This window comes from Diaphorobacter ruginosibacter (assembly GCF_014395975.1).
GTDB classification, from domain to species: Bacteria; Pseudomonadota; Gammaproteobacteria; order Burkholderiales; family Burkholderiaceae_C; genus Diaphorobacter_A; species Diaphorobacter_A ruginosibacter.
In genome coordinates this window covers 1446556-1459343 of the sequence record NZ_CP060714.1, presented here as the reverse complement: position 1 = coordinate 1459343, position 12788 = coordinate 1446556, and the positions used below count along the sequence as shown (strand labels likewise).

Genomic DNA, 12788 nt, shown 5'->3' with positions numbered 1-12788 from the left:
CAACCGACTCAAGCCACGCCACACGCCCGTCCCATGCATACCCATACGATTTTCGTGATTTCCGATGGCACCGGTATTACAGCCGAGACGTTCGGCACCGCCATCATGGCCCAGTTCGACACCAAGCCGCGCCTGGTTCGCATTCCGTTCGTGGACTCGATCGACAAGGTGCACCAGGCGGTCCGCCAGATCAACCACGTGGCCGAGGTGGAACAGCGCAAGCCGATTGTCTTCACGACGCTGGTGAACCAGGAAATGCTCGACCTGATCGAGACCCAGTGCAAGGGCAAGGTGTTCGACATGTTCGGTACCTTCGTGCGCCCGCTCGAGGTGGAACTGGGCCAGAAGTCGCTGCACCGCGTGGGCCGCTTCGCCGACATCAGCGAGAGCAAGGAATATCTCGAACGCATGGAGGCGATCAACTACACCCTCGCCCACGATGACGGCCAGACGCACAACGACCTGACCGGCGCCGACGTGATCCTGGTGGGCGTGAGCCGCAGCGGCAAGACCCCCACCAGCCTGTACCTCGCGATGCAGTTCGGCCTCAAGGTGGCCAACTACCCGCTCATCCCCGAGGATTTCGAGCGCAAGCAGCTGCCGCCGGCGCTCGAGCCATACCGCAAGAAGCTGTTCGGCCTCACCATCGATCCCGCGCGCCTGTCCAGCATCCGCAACGAGCGCCGCCCGGACTCGAAATATGCCAGCCTGCAGAACTGCCGCTACGAGGTGGCCGAGGCCGAGGCGATGATGCGCCGCTCGGGCATCGGCTGGCTCTCCAGCACGACCAAGTCGATCGAGGAGATCGCCACGACCATCCTGCAGGAAGTGCTTCCTCAGCACCTGGGGTACTGACGCCAGGCTCAGGGCCAGACCAGTTCCTTGCGGAGCGGCAGCTCCTCCACCAGGTAGTTCACCAGCTCGCGCACCTTGGCCGGCACATACTGCCGGTCGCGAAAGCACGCGAAGAAGTCCAGCGTGGAGTTCTGGAACTGAAGCTGCCCCTTGCGCCCGGGCTTGAGCGTCAGGGGCACGAGCAGTCCCTCGCGCACATAGCGCTGGATGATGAAGCTGCCGCCCCAGACGATGCCGCCGCCAGCCACCGCGTACTCGACCAGCCCGTCGATGTCGTTTCCCACGGCCGCCACGCGCATCTGCGGCTCGATCTTCTTGCCATCGCGGACAAAGGGCCAGCGCATGAAACGGCCGTCACGGTCCAGCCGATACAGCAGGCAGGAGTGCGCGAGCAGGTCCTGTGCCGTCTGCGGCGTGCCGTGCCGCCGCAGGTACTCGGGCGACGCGCACAGCACGCGCGGCACGGCAGCCAGTTGCCTAACCGACATGCCGGGCTCGAGCGCGTTGCGGTAGCGCACGCTGACGTCCACGTCCTCCTTGAGCACATCGATGTGGCGATCCGTGAACTGCAGCTCCAGCTCGATGCGCGGGTGCCTCTCGGCGAAGGCCGGCATGAGCGGCGCGATCATGTGGCGGCCGAATGCGGTCATGCACGCGATGCGCAGGCGGCCCTGGAGCTCGCCGTGGATCAGCGACAGGTCCGACTGCGCCTTCTCCAGCTCTGCGAGCACCGGTGCCACACGAGCGAGGTAGCGCTCACCTGCCTCGGTCAACGCCATCGAGCGCGTCGTGCGCGTGATGAGGCGCGTGCCGAGCTCGCGCTCCAGCCGCGCTATGTTCTGGCTTGCCGCGGCCGGCGTGATGCCGAGGTGGCGGGCGGCCGATGCGATGCTTCCACCTTCCAGCGCTTTGACGAAGGTTTCGAGGGCTCTGAGATTCGGCATGATGGCTAAGCATTAATTCCAATGATTCGTAAATATAAATTACGAGTCCATCAAGCTGCGCTCCTCTACCGCAAGCGTAGGCGGACCGGTACAGTTCATGGCAAAACCAATCCAGTACAACACCAGAAATGCCAGCAACCAACCGTCCCCTGCAGGGCCCGACCCTTGCAACCCGTCCCCCGGGTCCGTCCCTGCCCCTGCGCGCGCGCAAGCTCCCCAAGCGCTACACCCCCGTGGTGTTCGCGCTGTACATGTCGGCCATCATGGCCTTCTTCATGAGCAGCGTGATCATCGGCGTGAACACCGGCATCGGTGCCGGCTACGCACGCCGCGTGTTCGACACCTACCTGCTCGCCATGCCCGTGGCCTTCTGCTGCGTGATGCTGGTGAGGCCCGTGGTCGCGCGCCTGGTGGCCGCCACGGTCCACAGCGGCTGATCCGGGCACCCTTTCATGCTGCCCGCGCGCTGAACAGGAACTGCATCACCCCGTCCTGCGCGCGCACCGGCGTGCAATGCACACCCCAGGTGCGGTGTATGCACTCCGGCTCAAGCACCTCCCCCACCGCGCCGCTCGTGCAGTGGCCCGGCCCCACCAGCAGCGCGTCGTGCGCATAGCGCACCGCCAGGTTCACGTCGTGCACCACGGCGACGACGCCAACGCCCTGCTCCTCCGACAGCCTGCGCAGCAGCGCCATGCTGTGGTGCTGGTGCGCCAGATCGAGCGCGGCCGTCGGCTCGTCCAGCAGCAGCCAGCGCGCACTGCCGTCCCGGCAGGGCTCCCAGACCTGCGCCAGTGCACGTGCCAGATGCGTGCGCGCGCGCTCGCCTCCCGACAATGTGTTGATGCTGCGATGCGCCAGATGCTCCACTCCGGTCAGCTCCATGGCCTGCCGCACGATGCCCGCCTCCTCGCGGCTGGGATGGGCACGGTGCGGATAACGGCCCAGCTCCACCACCTCGAGCGCCGTGAAGTCGAATGCCACGCTGCAATCCTGCGGCATGACGGCGCGGCGCATGGCCAGCGCGTCCATGCCGTGCCGCGCCAGCGGCGTGCCATCGAGCATCACCTCGCCCGACTGCGGCTCGCGCTCGCCCACCAGCATGGACAGCAAGGTGGACTTGCCCGCGCCGTTCGGCCCCAGGATCGCGGTGAAGCGGCCCGGCTCGATGCGCGCTGTCACCGTGGCAAGGCGCGGTCCGCGGGCGATGCCCACGCCGAGCGCCCGGCACTCGATGCCTTCCGTCTTCATACCTTGCTCCTGAATTGCCTGAGCATCAACAAGAACAGCGGCACGCCGATGAACGCCGTCAGCACGCCAAGCGGCAGCTCGGCCGGCTTGACGACGGTGCGCGCCGCCGCATCGGCCAGCACCACCAGTGCCGCGCCCAGCAACGCCGAACCGGGCAGCACCACGCGATGATCGGGCCCCGCCACCATGCGGACCCAATGCGGTGCGATCAGGCCGATGAACCCGATCACGCCCGTGGTGGCCGTCACGGCGCCCACGGCCAGCGCCGTGACCATCACCGCCATGCGCTTGGTGCGCTCCACGCGGATACCCAGCAGATGCGCCTGCGCCTCGCCCAATGCAATGGCATTGAGCGGCCGCGCCAGCCGCATCGCAACACACAGCGCCACGGCGACGGCCGATGCGACCAGCACCACCGCCGACCAGCGCGAGGCCCCCAGGCTGCCCAGCAGCCACAATTGCAGATTGCGCAACTGCTCGTCGCTGGAGATGAAGCTCAGAAAGCCCAGCCCCGCGCCCGCCATGGCATTCACCGCAATGCCGGCCAGCAGCATCACGCCGATGCGCGTGCTGCCCTGCACCCGGCCCAGTCCATACACCATCAGGGTCACGAGCAGGCCGCCGCCAAATGCCATGCCGATCAGGGGCCAGCTGCCCAGCGTATGCGGCCACTGCGGAAACCAGGCGTCGCCCATCACGATCGCCACACCTGCCGCCAGTGCCGCCCCGCTGCTCACGCCGATCAGCCCCGGGTCGGCCAGCGGATTGCGGAACAGCCCCTGCAGCAGCGCGCCGGCAACGCCCAATCCGGCGCCCGCGGCCACGCCCATCACCAGGCGCGGCAGGCGGATGTTGAAGAACACCAGTTGGTCGGCGGCACCCGATGCGGGATCCCAGAGCATGGCGAGCAGCCGGCCCGCCGAAATGCCATACGCTCCGCTGGCGCTGCCGACCAGCACCGCGATCACCAGCAACAGCCCTCCCAGCGCCAGCGTGCTGCCGCGCGCGAGGCGGCCGCTCGGCAGGCGCATCCGCGCGAACGCCGTGGCCCAGCCTCCCGTCGCACCATTGCGCGCCATGGGCTTCACGCCCGACATGGAACCGGACATGGCCGCGTCACGCAACAAAGGCCTGCATGCGCTCGTGCACGGTCTTCACCGCGGACGGCATGCGCGGTCCGAAGCCGAGCAGATGGCTGGCATCCAGAGTCACCAGCGCCTTGCGCGCGAACGCAGGCGTGAGCGCAAGCTCGGGCCGGGTCCAGAAAGCGGCCTCGCCCCCCAGGGCTTCGATGCCCTGCGTGGAGTTGATGATCACATCGGGCGCTGCGCTGGCCATGGCCTCCGCCGTGAGCGCGCGGTAGCCCTGGAACTGGCCGATCGCATTGACACCGCCCGCATAGCGGATCAATGCATCGGCGGCCGTGGCGCGCCCAGCCACCTGCGGCGCGCCGCCATGCGACAGGATGAACAATGCGCGCGGCTTGCGCGCGGCCTTGGCCACCTGCGCCTGCACGCCGGCCCACTCGCCATCAAGCCGCTGCGCCAGTTGCGCCGCCTGGGCTTCGCGCCCGGTCTCGCGGCCCACCATCGTCACCTTGGCCATCACCTCGCCCCAGTCGTGCGTGACGGGCAGCAGCGCCACACGCACGCCAGCCTGGCGTATCTGGTCGAGCACCACCGCGGGCCCCGCCTCCTGCGTGCCGATCACCACGTCGGGCCGGAGCGACAGAACGCCTTCCGCCGCCAGCTGGCGCATGTAGCCGACCTTGGGCGTGCGCAGCGCGGCCTCGGGATAGAGGCTGGTGGTGTCGGTGGCGACCAGCTGATCCTGCGCGCTCAGCAGGTAGACAACCTCGGTCAGCGCCCCGCTCAGCGAGATCATTCGTGCAGGCTTGGCAGCCCAGACGCCCGGCGCATGCAGGGCGATGCCGACGCTCGCCAGGCCCTGCAGGCAACGCCTGCGCGAAAGCGAGAATGGGGGCGAGAGTGGGGTCGAGAATGGATGAAGCAACGGCGCGCTCATGCAGCGGCCTCCCGAATCACCGGCACGTCCGCAATGGCGGCCAGCAGTTCACGCCATTCCACCAGCTCCGGCACGCCGGGCTTACGCTCGCCAAAGAACATCGCCATCAGGTCGCCGCTATGGTCGAACATTTCCAGCGAGGTGACGATGCCGTCTGCCGTGGGCTTGCGCACCATCCACACCGTGTCGATCAGGTCGGTGCGCAGGTGCAGGTTGAAGCCCTTGTCGAGCACATTGATCCAGCGCGCACCGCTGGCCGTATCAAGCGGGCGGATGTTGCTGACCGGGCCCGTATGGATCTGGATGCAGCCCGGGCTCGGCACAAACACCATGATGGATACACCGGATAGGGCGGCCTCGTTCAGCAGGCGCGTCACGCTGTCCTTCGGCAGCGCCTCGGTGAAGTGGCCCTGCATGAGCCGCAGGGCCTGCTGGCGCTCCGCACCGAAGCGGCGCAGCATCTCGAAGAACTCGTGCGTGTCCTGCATCGCTGCCCAGGCTTCGCGCAGCCCCGACGCATCGATCCCCGCATCGGGGGGTACGGCCTTGCGGGCAGGCCTCTGCGAGAACGACGGAGTCGCCTCGCTGGTTGCAAAGCGCTCCACCAGCGCATTCCATGCCGACAGGTCGGTGGCCGCGCGCGCATACACCTTGTGCACCGCCGTGCCATGCGCATCGTAGAACTGCAGGCTGCGCGCTTCGGCCTGACCCGGCTGCGTGGAGGCTTCGGTCACAGCGAAGCCCGCGTGCCAATGCATGAAGAACAGCCGCAGGTCGATCTCGCGCGAGAGCGCCAGGCCGATCGGCCCGTTGGCGGAAAGATGCTGGTACACGCCGTCCTTCTCGTGGACGGTGGATTCGTTGCGGGTGAGCGCCATCACCGTGCCGCAGGCCTCGAGCGTCTGCAGGATGGCCAGCCATTCGCCCTTCAATGCCGTGGCGCGCAGCGCTGCATCGGCAGCGCCCGCATGCGCCGCGATCACGGCGCCTTCCGACAGGCCGAGCGCCTCGGCTGCATCCCTGGCGCGCAGGCCCTGGGCTCGCCGGGCGGCGAAGCGTTCGCGGATGGTGGCGTCAGGAGCGGATTGCAGTTCGTTGTTCATCGCAGTGTGTTCCTTGTTGCGTTGTCAAAGCGCGTTCACGGCCTCAGAAGTCCTTGACCAGCGAGATGCGCACATGGCGGCCCGGCTGGCTGAACGCATCGGCCACCTTGGTGTCAGCGGTCAGGTTGCGCACGTCGGCCCAGCGCCAGTACTTCTTGTCGGTGAGGTTGTAGATGCCGAGGTTCAGGCGCAGGTCGGGCTGGATCCGCCACTGCCCGCTCAGGTCGAGCACGGTCGACGCCGGGCTGAGCCACGCTGCGTTGCCGTTCGACACGTCGCCGGCCTTCTTGCCCCACCAGTGCGAGGCAGACAGCCGTACCCCCACCTCCTTGCGCTCGTAGCGCACGCCCAGCACCAGTTGCTGCGGCGAGATCGTGTCCAGCGGCTTGTTGGTGTTGGTCTCCTTGCCATCGGTGTAGCCGTAGGCCGCGTTGGTGATGAAGCGGCCCCCGGCGAAGCGGCCCCAGTCGTACTCGCCCTTGACCTCGAAGCCGCTGATGCGCACGCGATCGATGTTGATCGACTGGAACGTCGCCCAGTTGGCCGGGTTGCCGTATTGGCCCGAGACCAGCACCTGGTCCTGGATGAAGTCGGTGAAGCGCCCCGTGAAGGCCGCGGCATCGAACTTGAATCCGTCCACGCGGCCGCGCACGCCAATCTCGAAGGTCTTGCTCTTTTCCGGCTTGAGGTCCGGGTTGGGAATGCTGCGGTAGTACGCATTCGGGTTCTCGAAGAAGGCATTCACCTGACCCGCATTCGGTGCACGGAAGCCTGCCGCATAGTTGCCGTAGACGCTCCACTGCTCGCTCGCCTGGAACAGCACGCCCAGCTTGGGGCTGACGGCCGAATCCGAGTTGTTGGCGACCTTGGGTGCGAAACCGTTCTGGCTCGCGTCGAGCTTGTAGTGCTCGGCACGCAGGCCCGGCGTGATGCTCCATGCGCCGAAATGCAGGTCGGCCTGCGCGAACAGCGCGGTCGAGGTTTCCGTGGTGTCGGGGAAGCGCTTGAGCGGGAAGCTCTCGCCCGCAGGCGGCGTGATCCCGTTCTGCTCGTTGGTCACCTTGTTGCGCTGGTAGTCGAGGCCGTAGGTGAACTTGCCATCGGCCGATGCGCCCAGGCGCAGCAGCTTGCTCGCCTGCGCATGCAGTTGCAGCGACTGCTCGTCGTAGGTCACGTCGCGCTCGCGATAGGCCAGCGGCGCGGTACGCACCTCATTCACCCATTCGCGCGAATCGGATTTCTGGTAGCTCGCCATCAGTTGCAGCTCGTCGGCGACCGCCGTATCCAGCTGCTGCCAGCGCCCCTGCCATGTGGCGCGCCAACGGTCCATGTCGGTGCTGGAGCGCGAATCCGTCACGGTGCTGCTGCGGGCGGACAGCAGGTTGTAGTCCGCGCTCTTGTTCACCTGCTCCAGAGTGAATACATGCCGCTGCACGGCCGAGGGCGTGTAGACCAGGCGGCCCAGCAGCGACTGGCTCTTGCCGCTCTCGGGATTGGGCGTGGTGCGGTTGGCCCCTGCGATGTCGTTCTCGCCCCGGTTCTCAAGCGCCTGCGAACGGCCCAGGCCGGCGGACAGCAGCCAGCTCCATTCCGGGTTGATGCGCCCGGCCAGCGTCGCGCCCACGCGCTTGCCGTTGTCCGAGCCGTCGTAGCCGGCACTCACGCGGCCACCGAATGACTTGCCGTCCTTGAGCAGATCATCCGGCTGCACGGTGATGAAGTTCACGAGGCCGCCCATGCCGTCGGACCCATACAGCGCGGGAGTCGATCCGCGCAGGATCTCGACGCGCTCGATCAGGCCCAGGTCCAGATAGTCACGCCCGAACGCATTGGCCGAGAACGCGTAGCTGCGTGGCAGGCGCACGCCATCGACCATCATCAGCACCCGGTTGCCATCCAGCCCCCGGATATTGAAGCCGCTGTTCTGGTCACGCCCCGTCGAGCCGTTGGCGAGCGTGAAGCGCGCAGGCGAACGAGGCACGGTCACGTTGGGAATGTCCTCGACAAGCTGGCGAATGTCGGTGATCTGCGCCTCTTCCATCTGGCGCGCATGGATCACATCGACCGACATGGGAAGCGTGTCGGCATCCTGCTCGTCGCGCGTTGCGCTGATGACCACTTCCTTGAGCGCCGGAGCGGCCCGCCGCCCTTCCGGTTGAGCACCCGGCGCCGCGGCCACGAGCCGGGATTCCGCGCTGCCAGCCGACTCGTCGGCCCACGCAGAAGAAGACATGCCGCAGCACAGAACGGCACATGCCCATGCCAGCGGATGAAGCGCGCATTTCGCGCAGGAATGAAAAGTGATGGCGCACGCCATGCCCGGAGCCCCTCAAATTCTGTGGAGTAAGAGAGCTGGCTCGTGAGGCGGGCCTGTAACGCTAAACCGTTACTACCTTGGATTCATTTGCTGGCTGACAAGCATCAAGTATATACGAATAGTTCTCATTTAAATCATCTTTACATCGTGCCGGACAGGCGTCTGCCCCGTCGCTCGCAGCCCCTATTTCTCCATGCCTTGCGGCAACAGCCCCCGGGCCTTGAGCCCCGGTTCCTCGTAGACCGAGTCCTCCGCGGGGTAGCGCAGCCCCTGCACGCCCCTGGCCTTGGCGCTGGCCCAGATGATGCTCTCACCCGCGGGCAGCGTATCCGGCTGCTTGGAATAGACCGGGTCCTCGAACGCCTCGAGGGGAGAGACGAATGTCCACCCCCTGGCGCGGAAGGCCCGGATGATCATGGGCACTGCCGCTGCATTGATGCGGCTGGTGTGCAGAAGCATGACGTGGGGCGGGCTGTATCCGAGCACCTGCCTTGCAAGCCGGTCGTAGTAGGCGGCACGATCCAGCAGGTGGTCGATGTAGGCATCCTCGACCTGCCGGGCCTTCTGCGTCGCCCCGCGCTCTGCAAGTGCCGAGAACACCTGGTTGTAGTACCAGTCGCTCGCATCGATGGATACCGCTGCGGTGCGGTAGCCGTGGGCTTGCATCCAGGCCCTCATCCCATCGCGCTTGGCCGCCGTATCGCCTTCCTTCAGGTAGGGAAAGCGCAACATGGGTTTCCAGCGAGGCAACCGGCTCAGCGCGGCATCCGCTTTCCCGACATCCGAGATGAAGTCTTCGAGGGACACCTGGGGCGACGCGAGGCTGCGATGGCCCGCCGTGTGATTGCCCACCGCATGCCCTTGTGCGGCCCATTCCCGGATCAGGTCGAGACCCGCCTCGCCGCCAATGCGAACCAGCGCCGGGAAGACCATCGCCTTGACGTCCGCCTCCTTCAGGCCCGCAAGGATCTCGCGGTTCCATGCGGCGGCATCGCGCTGCCTGTCGGGGTCGAGCCCGTCATCGAAGGTCAGGCTGATCGTCTGCGAAAAACTGAAAGAACAGGTCAGGGCGAACAGCAGTCCGCAGAGTGCTTTGAAGATTCCGGTCATGACCCGGATCGTAGCCGCTGCGGGACGCTCCAGCCCGGCCGGCAGTGGGATCAAACAGCCACATCGGGATAGCTCTTGAAGGTGTCCTTGACCAGTTCGCGCAGCCAGACGATGGCCGGGTCGCTGTGAAAGCGTGCATGCCAGTACTGGCTGAGCTGGAACGGCGGCACCGGCAGCGGCGGCTCGAAATGGCGCACCACGCCGAAACGCCCGAACACCTCGGCCAGCTCGCGGGGCACGGTGGCAAGCAGGTCCGGATGCCGGTCGATCAGCAGCGGCACCATCAGGAAGTGCGGCGTGACCACGGCAATGCGGCGATGCAGCCCCTGCTCCTCGAGCACCTTGTCATAGCTCTCGCTCGTGCGCCCTGTGAGGGACACCACGATGTGCTGCATGGATTCGAACTGTTCGCGGCTCAGCGTGTCACCCAGTTCCTTGTTGCGCGTGCTGGCCATGATGACGAAAGTGCTCGGAAACAGCCGCTGCTGGTACAGCCCCTCGGGCGCGGCACGGATCGAACCAAGCGCCAGGTCGATCTCGCCCGAGGCCAGCAGCCCGTCGATCTGCTCGATGGGCGCCTGAAGGGTGCGCAGCGAACACTCCGGCGCGATTTTCTTGAAACGCGCCAGCAGGGCCGGAAGAAACACGAGCTCACCCATGTCCGTCACGTTCAGGGTGAACACACGGCGCGCCTTCGCGGGGTTGAAGCCTGCGCTCATCACGATCCGGTTGCGCACCGTCGAGACCACGTCGGTGACCGCCTCGCACATTCCCGCGGCCTTGCTGGTGGGCTCCATGCGCGGGCCGATCTTCACGAACAGGGGATCGTCGAAATAGGCACGCAGGCGATTCAGCGAATGGCTCATCGCGCTCTGCGTCAGGCCGAGTTTGTGCGCTGCCTTGGTGACGCTGCCTTCTTGATAAATGGCATCAAACACCATCAGCAGATTCAAATCCAATTGATCCATATGCATGGCATTCATTCTAGGAATGTTGTATATGCAATTGCCACATGGATTTCACCAATCTAGACTTTGTTCACGCCGTCAAAAAGATGCGGCGATCGACACAAAGGAGACAGCCCCATGTTCATCAAAAACACCTGGTATGTGGCGGCCTGGGATCACGAAGTGACCCGGGAAGGCATGTTCACCCGCACGATCATCGGCGTGCCGGTGCTGATGTACCGCAAGGCCGATGGCGAGATCGTTGCCCTCGAGGACCGCTGCTGCCACCGGGGCGCGCCCCTGTCCGTGGGCCGCCGCGAGGGCGATTGCGTGCGCTGCATGTACCACGGCCTGAAGTTCGACGCCGCAGGCCAATGCATCGAGGCCCCCGCGCAAAAACGCATCCCGATCCAGGCCAAGGTCAAGACTTACCCCGTGGTGCAGCGCCACCGCTGGATCTGGGTGTGGATGGGCGATCCGGACAAGGCCGACGAGAGCCTGATCCCCGACACGCAATGGCTGGACCATCCCGACTGGCGCAGTCTCGATGGCTACATCCACTACGACGTGAACTACCTGCTTATCTGCGACAACCTGCTCGATTTCTCGCACCTGCCCTTCGTGCATCCCACGACGCTGGGCGGCGGCGCGGACTACGCGGCCACGCAGCCCAAGGTGGATCGCATCGACGATGGCGTGCGCATCACCCGTTGGGCCATCGGCATCGACGCTCCGCCGTTCGCGGCGGCAGTGAAGGAATGGGGCGGCAAGGTGGACCGCTGGAATATCTACAACTTCACCCTGCCCTCCATTCTGCTGATGGATTCCGGCATGGCCCCCACCGGCCAAGGCGCCGAGCAGGGCAATCGCGACGGCGCCATCGAGTTCCGTGGCTGTCAGGCCATCACGCCGGAGACCGAGAACTCGACGCACTACTTCTTTGCGCACCCGCACAACTTCTCGATCGACAAGCCCGACGTCACGCGCTCCATCCACGAGGCCGTGGTGGCCGCCTTCGACGAGGATCGCGACATCATCACCGCGCAGCAGCGCAGCCTGTCCCTGGCGCCCGACTTCAAGATGGTGGCCTTCGGCATCGACGCCGCGCTCAACCAGTTCCGCTGGGCCGTCAACAAGCGCCTTGCGGAAGAAGCCGCCGAGGACGCGCTGGCAAAGGAAGCCGCCTCCGTGCAAGGGGCCGCATCGGCCCGCCTCGCCACGAGAGGCTGATGCCATGAAACTCGTCGTTGCACGCCTCACGCACGAGGCGCAGGATGTTCTCGGCCTGGAATTGCGCAGCAAGGACGGCGGCACGCTGCCTCCGTTCACCGCCGGCGCGCACATCGACCTGCACCTGCCCGGCAGCATCTGCCGCCAGTACTCGCTCAGCAACTGCTCTTCGGAGCGCGACCGCTACGTGATCGGGGTGGGCCTCGCCGCGGCCTCCCGCGGTGGATCGGCCTATGTACACCAGAGGCTTGCCGTGGGCGACGAGCTCGAGGTGAGCGAGCCACGCGCGCTGTTCGGTATCGACACCACCGCCACGGAACATGTCTTCATCGCGGGCGGCATCGGCATCACGCCCATCCTCAGCATGGTGCGCTGGTGCATTGCCAACGACCGGCCATGGAAGTTGCTTTACTGCGTGCGCACCCGCTCGCGCGCCGCCTATGGCTGGACCCTCGCAGCACACGGCAGCCGGGTGGTGCTGCATGTGGACCAGGAATCCGGCGGAACACCGCCCGACCTGCGGGGCTTCATCGGCGAAACAGGGGCAGGCACACATGTCTACTGCTGCGGCCCCGAGGGCCTGATGAACGCCGTGGGCGATGCGGCGGCCAGCGTGGGCCTGGCCCAATCGGCCACGCACTTCGAGCGATTCGCACCGCCCGAGAACGCCGATCCCGCAGCGCCCGCAGGCGGCTTCGAGGTGTTGCTGCACCGCAGCGGAAAGATCATCACCGTGGCCCCCGACCAGAGCATGCTCGAAGCGCTGGAGGCCTGCGGCGAATCCCTCCCGTTCTCGTGCCGCGAGGGCATGTGCCGCAGCTGCGAGCTGCCTTTGCTCGAGGGCGAGGCAGACCATCGCGACTACGTGCTGTCCGACGAGGAACGCGAGGCGCACCAATGCATCCTGCCGTGCGTCTCCCGCGCACGCGGAGAACGCATCGTGGTCGATCTCTGATCTACCACGCTCCCCGCAGTCCACTGCGGCCACCAGAGCCTTTGCAGCGAT

The 12788-nt window shown here is 66.2% G+C and carries 12 protein-coding genes; 4 read left to right on the top strand and 8 right to left on the bottom strand.

Features of this window, described 5'->3' with window-relative positions; translation table 11 throughout:
• The first annotated feature begins 33 nt into the window (after positions 1–33).
• The gene (gene ppsR, locus H9K76_RS06675; RefSeq protein WP_187598969.1) at positions 34–855 is read left to right on the top strand and encodes a posphoenolpyruvate synthetase regulatory kinase/phosphorylase PpsR; all 822 of its coding nucleotides are present in this window, start codon (positions 34–36) and stop codon (positions 853–855) included.
• A gap of 8 nt (positions 856–863) precedes the next feature.
• Here the strand turns inward: ppsR and H9K76_RS06670 are convergent, their stop codons facing one another.
• Positions 864–1799 carry a LysR family transcriptional regulator gene (locus H9K76_RS06670; RefSeq protein WP_187598968.1) on the bottom strand — a complete coding sequence of 312 codons (936 nt, stop codon included), beginning with the start codon at positions 1797–1799 and terminating at the stop codon, positions 864–866.
• Positions 1800–1927: 128 nt separating this feature from the next.
• On the opposite strand from H9K76_RS06670, the gene H9K76_RS06665 reads away from it, so the two are divergent.
• Entirely contained in the window at positions 1928–2236 is a 309-nt protein-coding gene (locus tag H9K76_RS06665) for a DUF2798 domain-containing protein (RefSeq protein ID WP_187598966.1), read from the top strand.
• Between the two features lie 13 nt (positions 2237–2249).
• Here the strand turns inward: H9K76_RS06665 and H9K76_RS06660 are convergent, their stop codons facing one another.
• The 7 genes from H9K76_RS06660 to H9K76_RS06630 all read right to left on the bottom strand — a co-directional run bounded on the left by H9K76_RS06660 (position 2250) and on the right by H9K76_RS06630 (position 10573).
• Entirely contained in the window at positions 2250–3050 is an 801-nt protein-coding gene (locus H9K76_RS06660; RefSeq protein ID WP_187598964.1) for a heme ABC transporter ATP-binding protein, read from the bottom strand.
• Positions 3047–4159: a FecCD family ABC transporter permease gene (locus H9K76_RS06655; RefSeq protein WP_187598962.1), complete on the bottom strand. Its 1113-nt coding sequence runs from the start codon at positions 4157–4159 to the stop codon at positions 3047–3049. Before H9K76_RS06655 ends, H9K76_RS06660 begins: the two co-directional genes overlap by 4 nt.
• 7 nt (positions 4160–4166) lie before the next feature.
• Positions 4167–5075, bottom strand: coding sequence for a heme/hemin ABC transporter substrate-binding protein (locus H9K76_RS06650; protein ID WP_187598960.1), 909 nt, complete (start codon positions 5073–5075; stop codon positions 4167–4169).
• The gene (locus tag H9K76_RS06645) at positions 5072–6178 is read right to left on the bottom strand and encodes a hemin-degrading factor (protein WP_187598958.1); all 1107 of its coding nucleotides are present in this window, start codon (positions 6176–6178) and stop codon (positions 5072–5074) included. The genes H9K76_RS06650 and H9K76_RS06645 overlap by 4 nt, the downstream gene beginning before the upstream one ends.
• 43 nt (positions 6179–6221) lie before the next feature.
• Positions 6222–8495 (bottom strand): TonB-dependent hemoglobin/transferrin/lactoferrin family receptor, encoded by a 2274-nt coding sequence (locus tag H9K76_RS06640; protein ID WP_187598957.1) that lies wholly within the window; start codon positions 8493–8495, stop codon positions 6222–6224.
• Positions 8496–8678: 183 nt separating this feature from the next.
• The gene (locus H9K76_RS06635; protein WP_187598956.1) at positions 8679–9605 is read right to left on the bottom strand and encodes a polysaccharide deacetylase family protein; all 927 of its coding nucleotides are present in this window, start codon (positions 9603–9605) and stop codon (positions 8679–8681) included.
• A 50-nt stretch (positions 9606–9655) separates the two neighbouring features.
• Positions 9656–10573, bottom strand: a complete 918-nt coding sequence (locus H9K76_RS06630; protein ID WP_246475348.1) for a LysR family transcriptional regulator — start codon at positions 10571–10573, stop codon at positions 9656–9658.
• Between the two features lie 117 nt (positions 10574–10690).
• On the opposite strand from H9K76_RS06630, the gene H9K76_RS06625 reads away from it, so the two are divergent.
• Positions 10691–11782, top strand: coding sequence for an aromatic ring-hydroxylating dioxygenase subunit alpha (locus H9K76_RS06625; protein ID WP_187598952.1), 1092 nt, complete (start codon positions 10691–10693; stop codon positions 11780–11782).
• Positions 11783–11786: 4 nt separating this feature from the next.
• The gene (locus H9K76_RS06620) at positions 11787–12737 is read left to right on the top strand and encodes a PDR/VanB family oxidoreductase (protein WP_187598950.1); all 951 of its coding nucleotides are present in this window, start codon (positions 11787–11789) and stop codon (positions 12735–12737) included.
• Positions 12738–12788: the final 51 nt, after the last annotated feature.

Excerpts from the sequence above, each read along its gene's own strand:
- ppsR (WP_187598969.1), top strand. The coding sequence starts at position 34 with ATGCATACCCATACGATTTTCGTGATTTCCGATGGCACCGGTATTACA.
- H9K76_RS06670 (WP_187598968.1), bottom strand. The coding sequence starts at position 1,799 with ATGCCGAATCTCAGAGCCCTCGAAACCTTCGTCAAAGCGCTGGAAGGT.
- H9K76_RS06665 (WP_187598966.1), top strand. The coding sequence starts at position 1,928 with ATGCCAGCAACCAACCGTCCCCTGCAGGGCCCGACCCTTGCAACCCGT.
- H9K76_RS06660 (WP_187598964.1), bottom strand. The coding sequence starts at position 3,050 with ATGAAGACGGAAGGCATCGAGTGCCGGGCGCTCGGCGTGGGCATCGCC.
- H9K76_RS06655 (WP_187598962.1), bottom strand. The coding sequence starts at position 4,159 with ATGTCCGGTTCCATGTCGGGCGTGAAGCCCATGGCGCGCAATGGTGCG.
- H9K76_RS06650 (WP_187598960.1), bottom strand. The coding sequence starts at position 5,075 with ATGAGCGCGCCGTTGCTTCATCCATTCTCGACCCCACTCTCGCCCCCA.
- H9K76_RS06645 (WP_187598958.1), bottom strand. The coding sequence starts at position 6,178 with ATGAACAACGAACTGCAATCCGCTCCTGACGCCACCATCCGCGAACGC.
- H9K76_RS06640 (WP_187598957.1), bottom strand. The coding sequence starts at position 8,495 with ATGGCGTGCGCCATCACTTTTCATTCCTGCGCGAAATGCGCGCTTCAT.
- H9K76_RS06635 (WP_187598956.1), bottom strand. The coding sequence starts at position 9,605 with ATGACCGGAATCTTCAAAGCACTCTGCGGACTGCTGTTCGCCCTGACC.
- H9K76_RS06630 (WP_246475348.1), bottom strand. The coding sequence starts at position 10,573 with ATGGATCAATTGGATTTGAATCTGCTGATGGTGTTTGATGCCATTTAT.
- H9K76_RS06625 (WP_187598952.1), top strand. The coding sequence starts at position 10,691 with ATGTTCATCAAAAACACCTGGTATGTGGCGGCCTGGGATCACGAAGTG.
- H9K76_RS06620 (WP_187598950.1), top strand. The coding sequence starts at position 11,787 with ATGAAACTCGTCGTTGCACGCCTCACGCACGAGGCGCAGGATGTTCTC.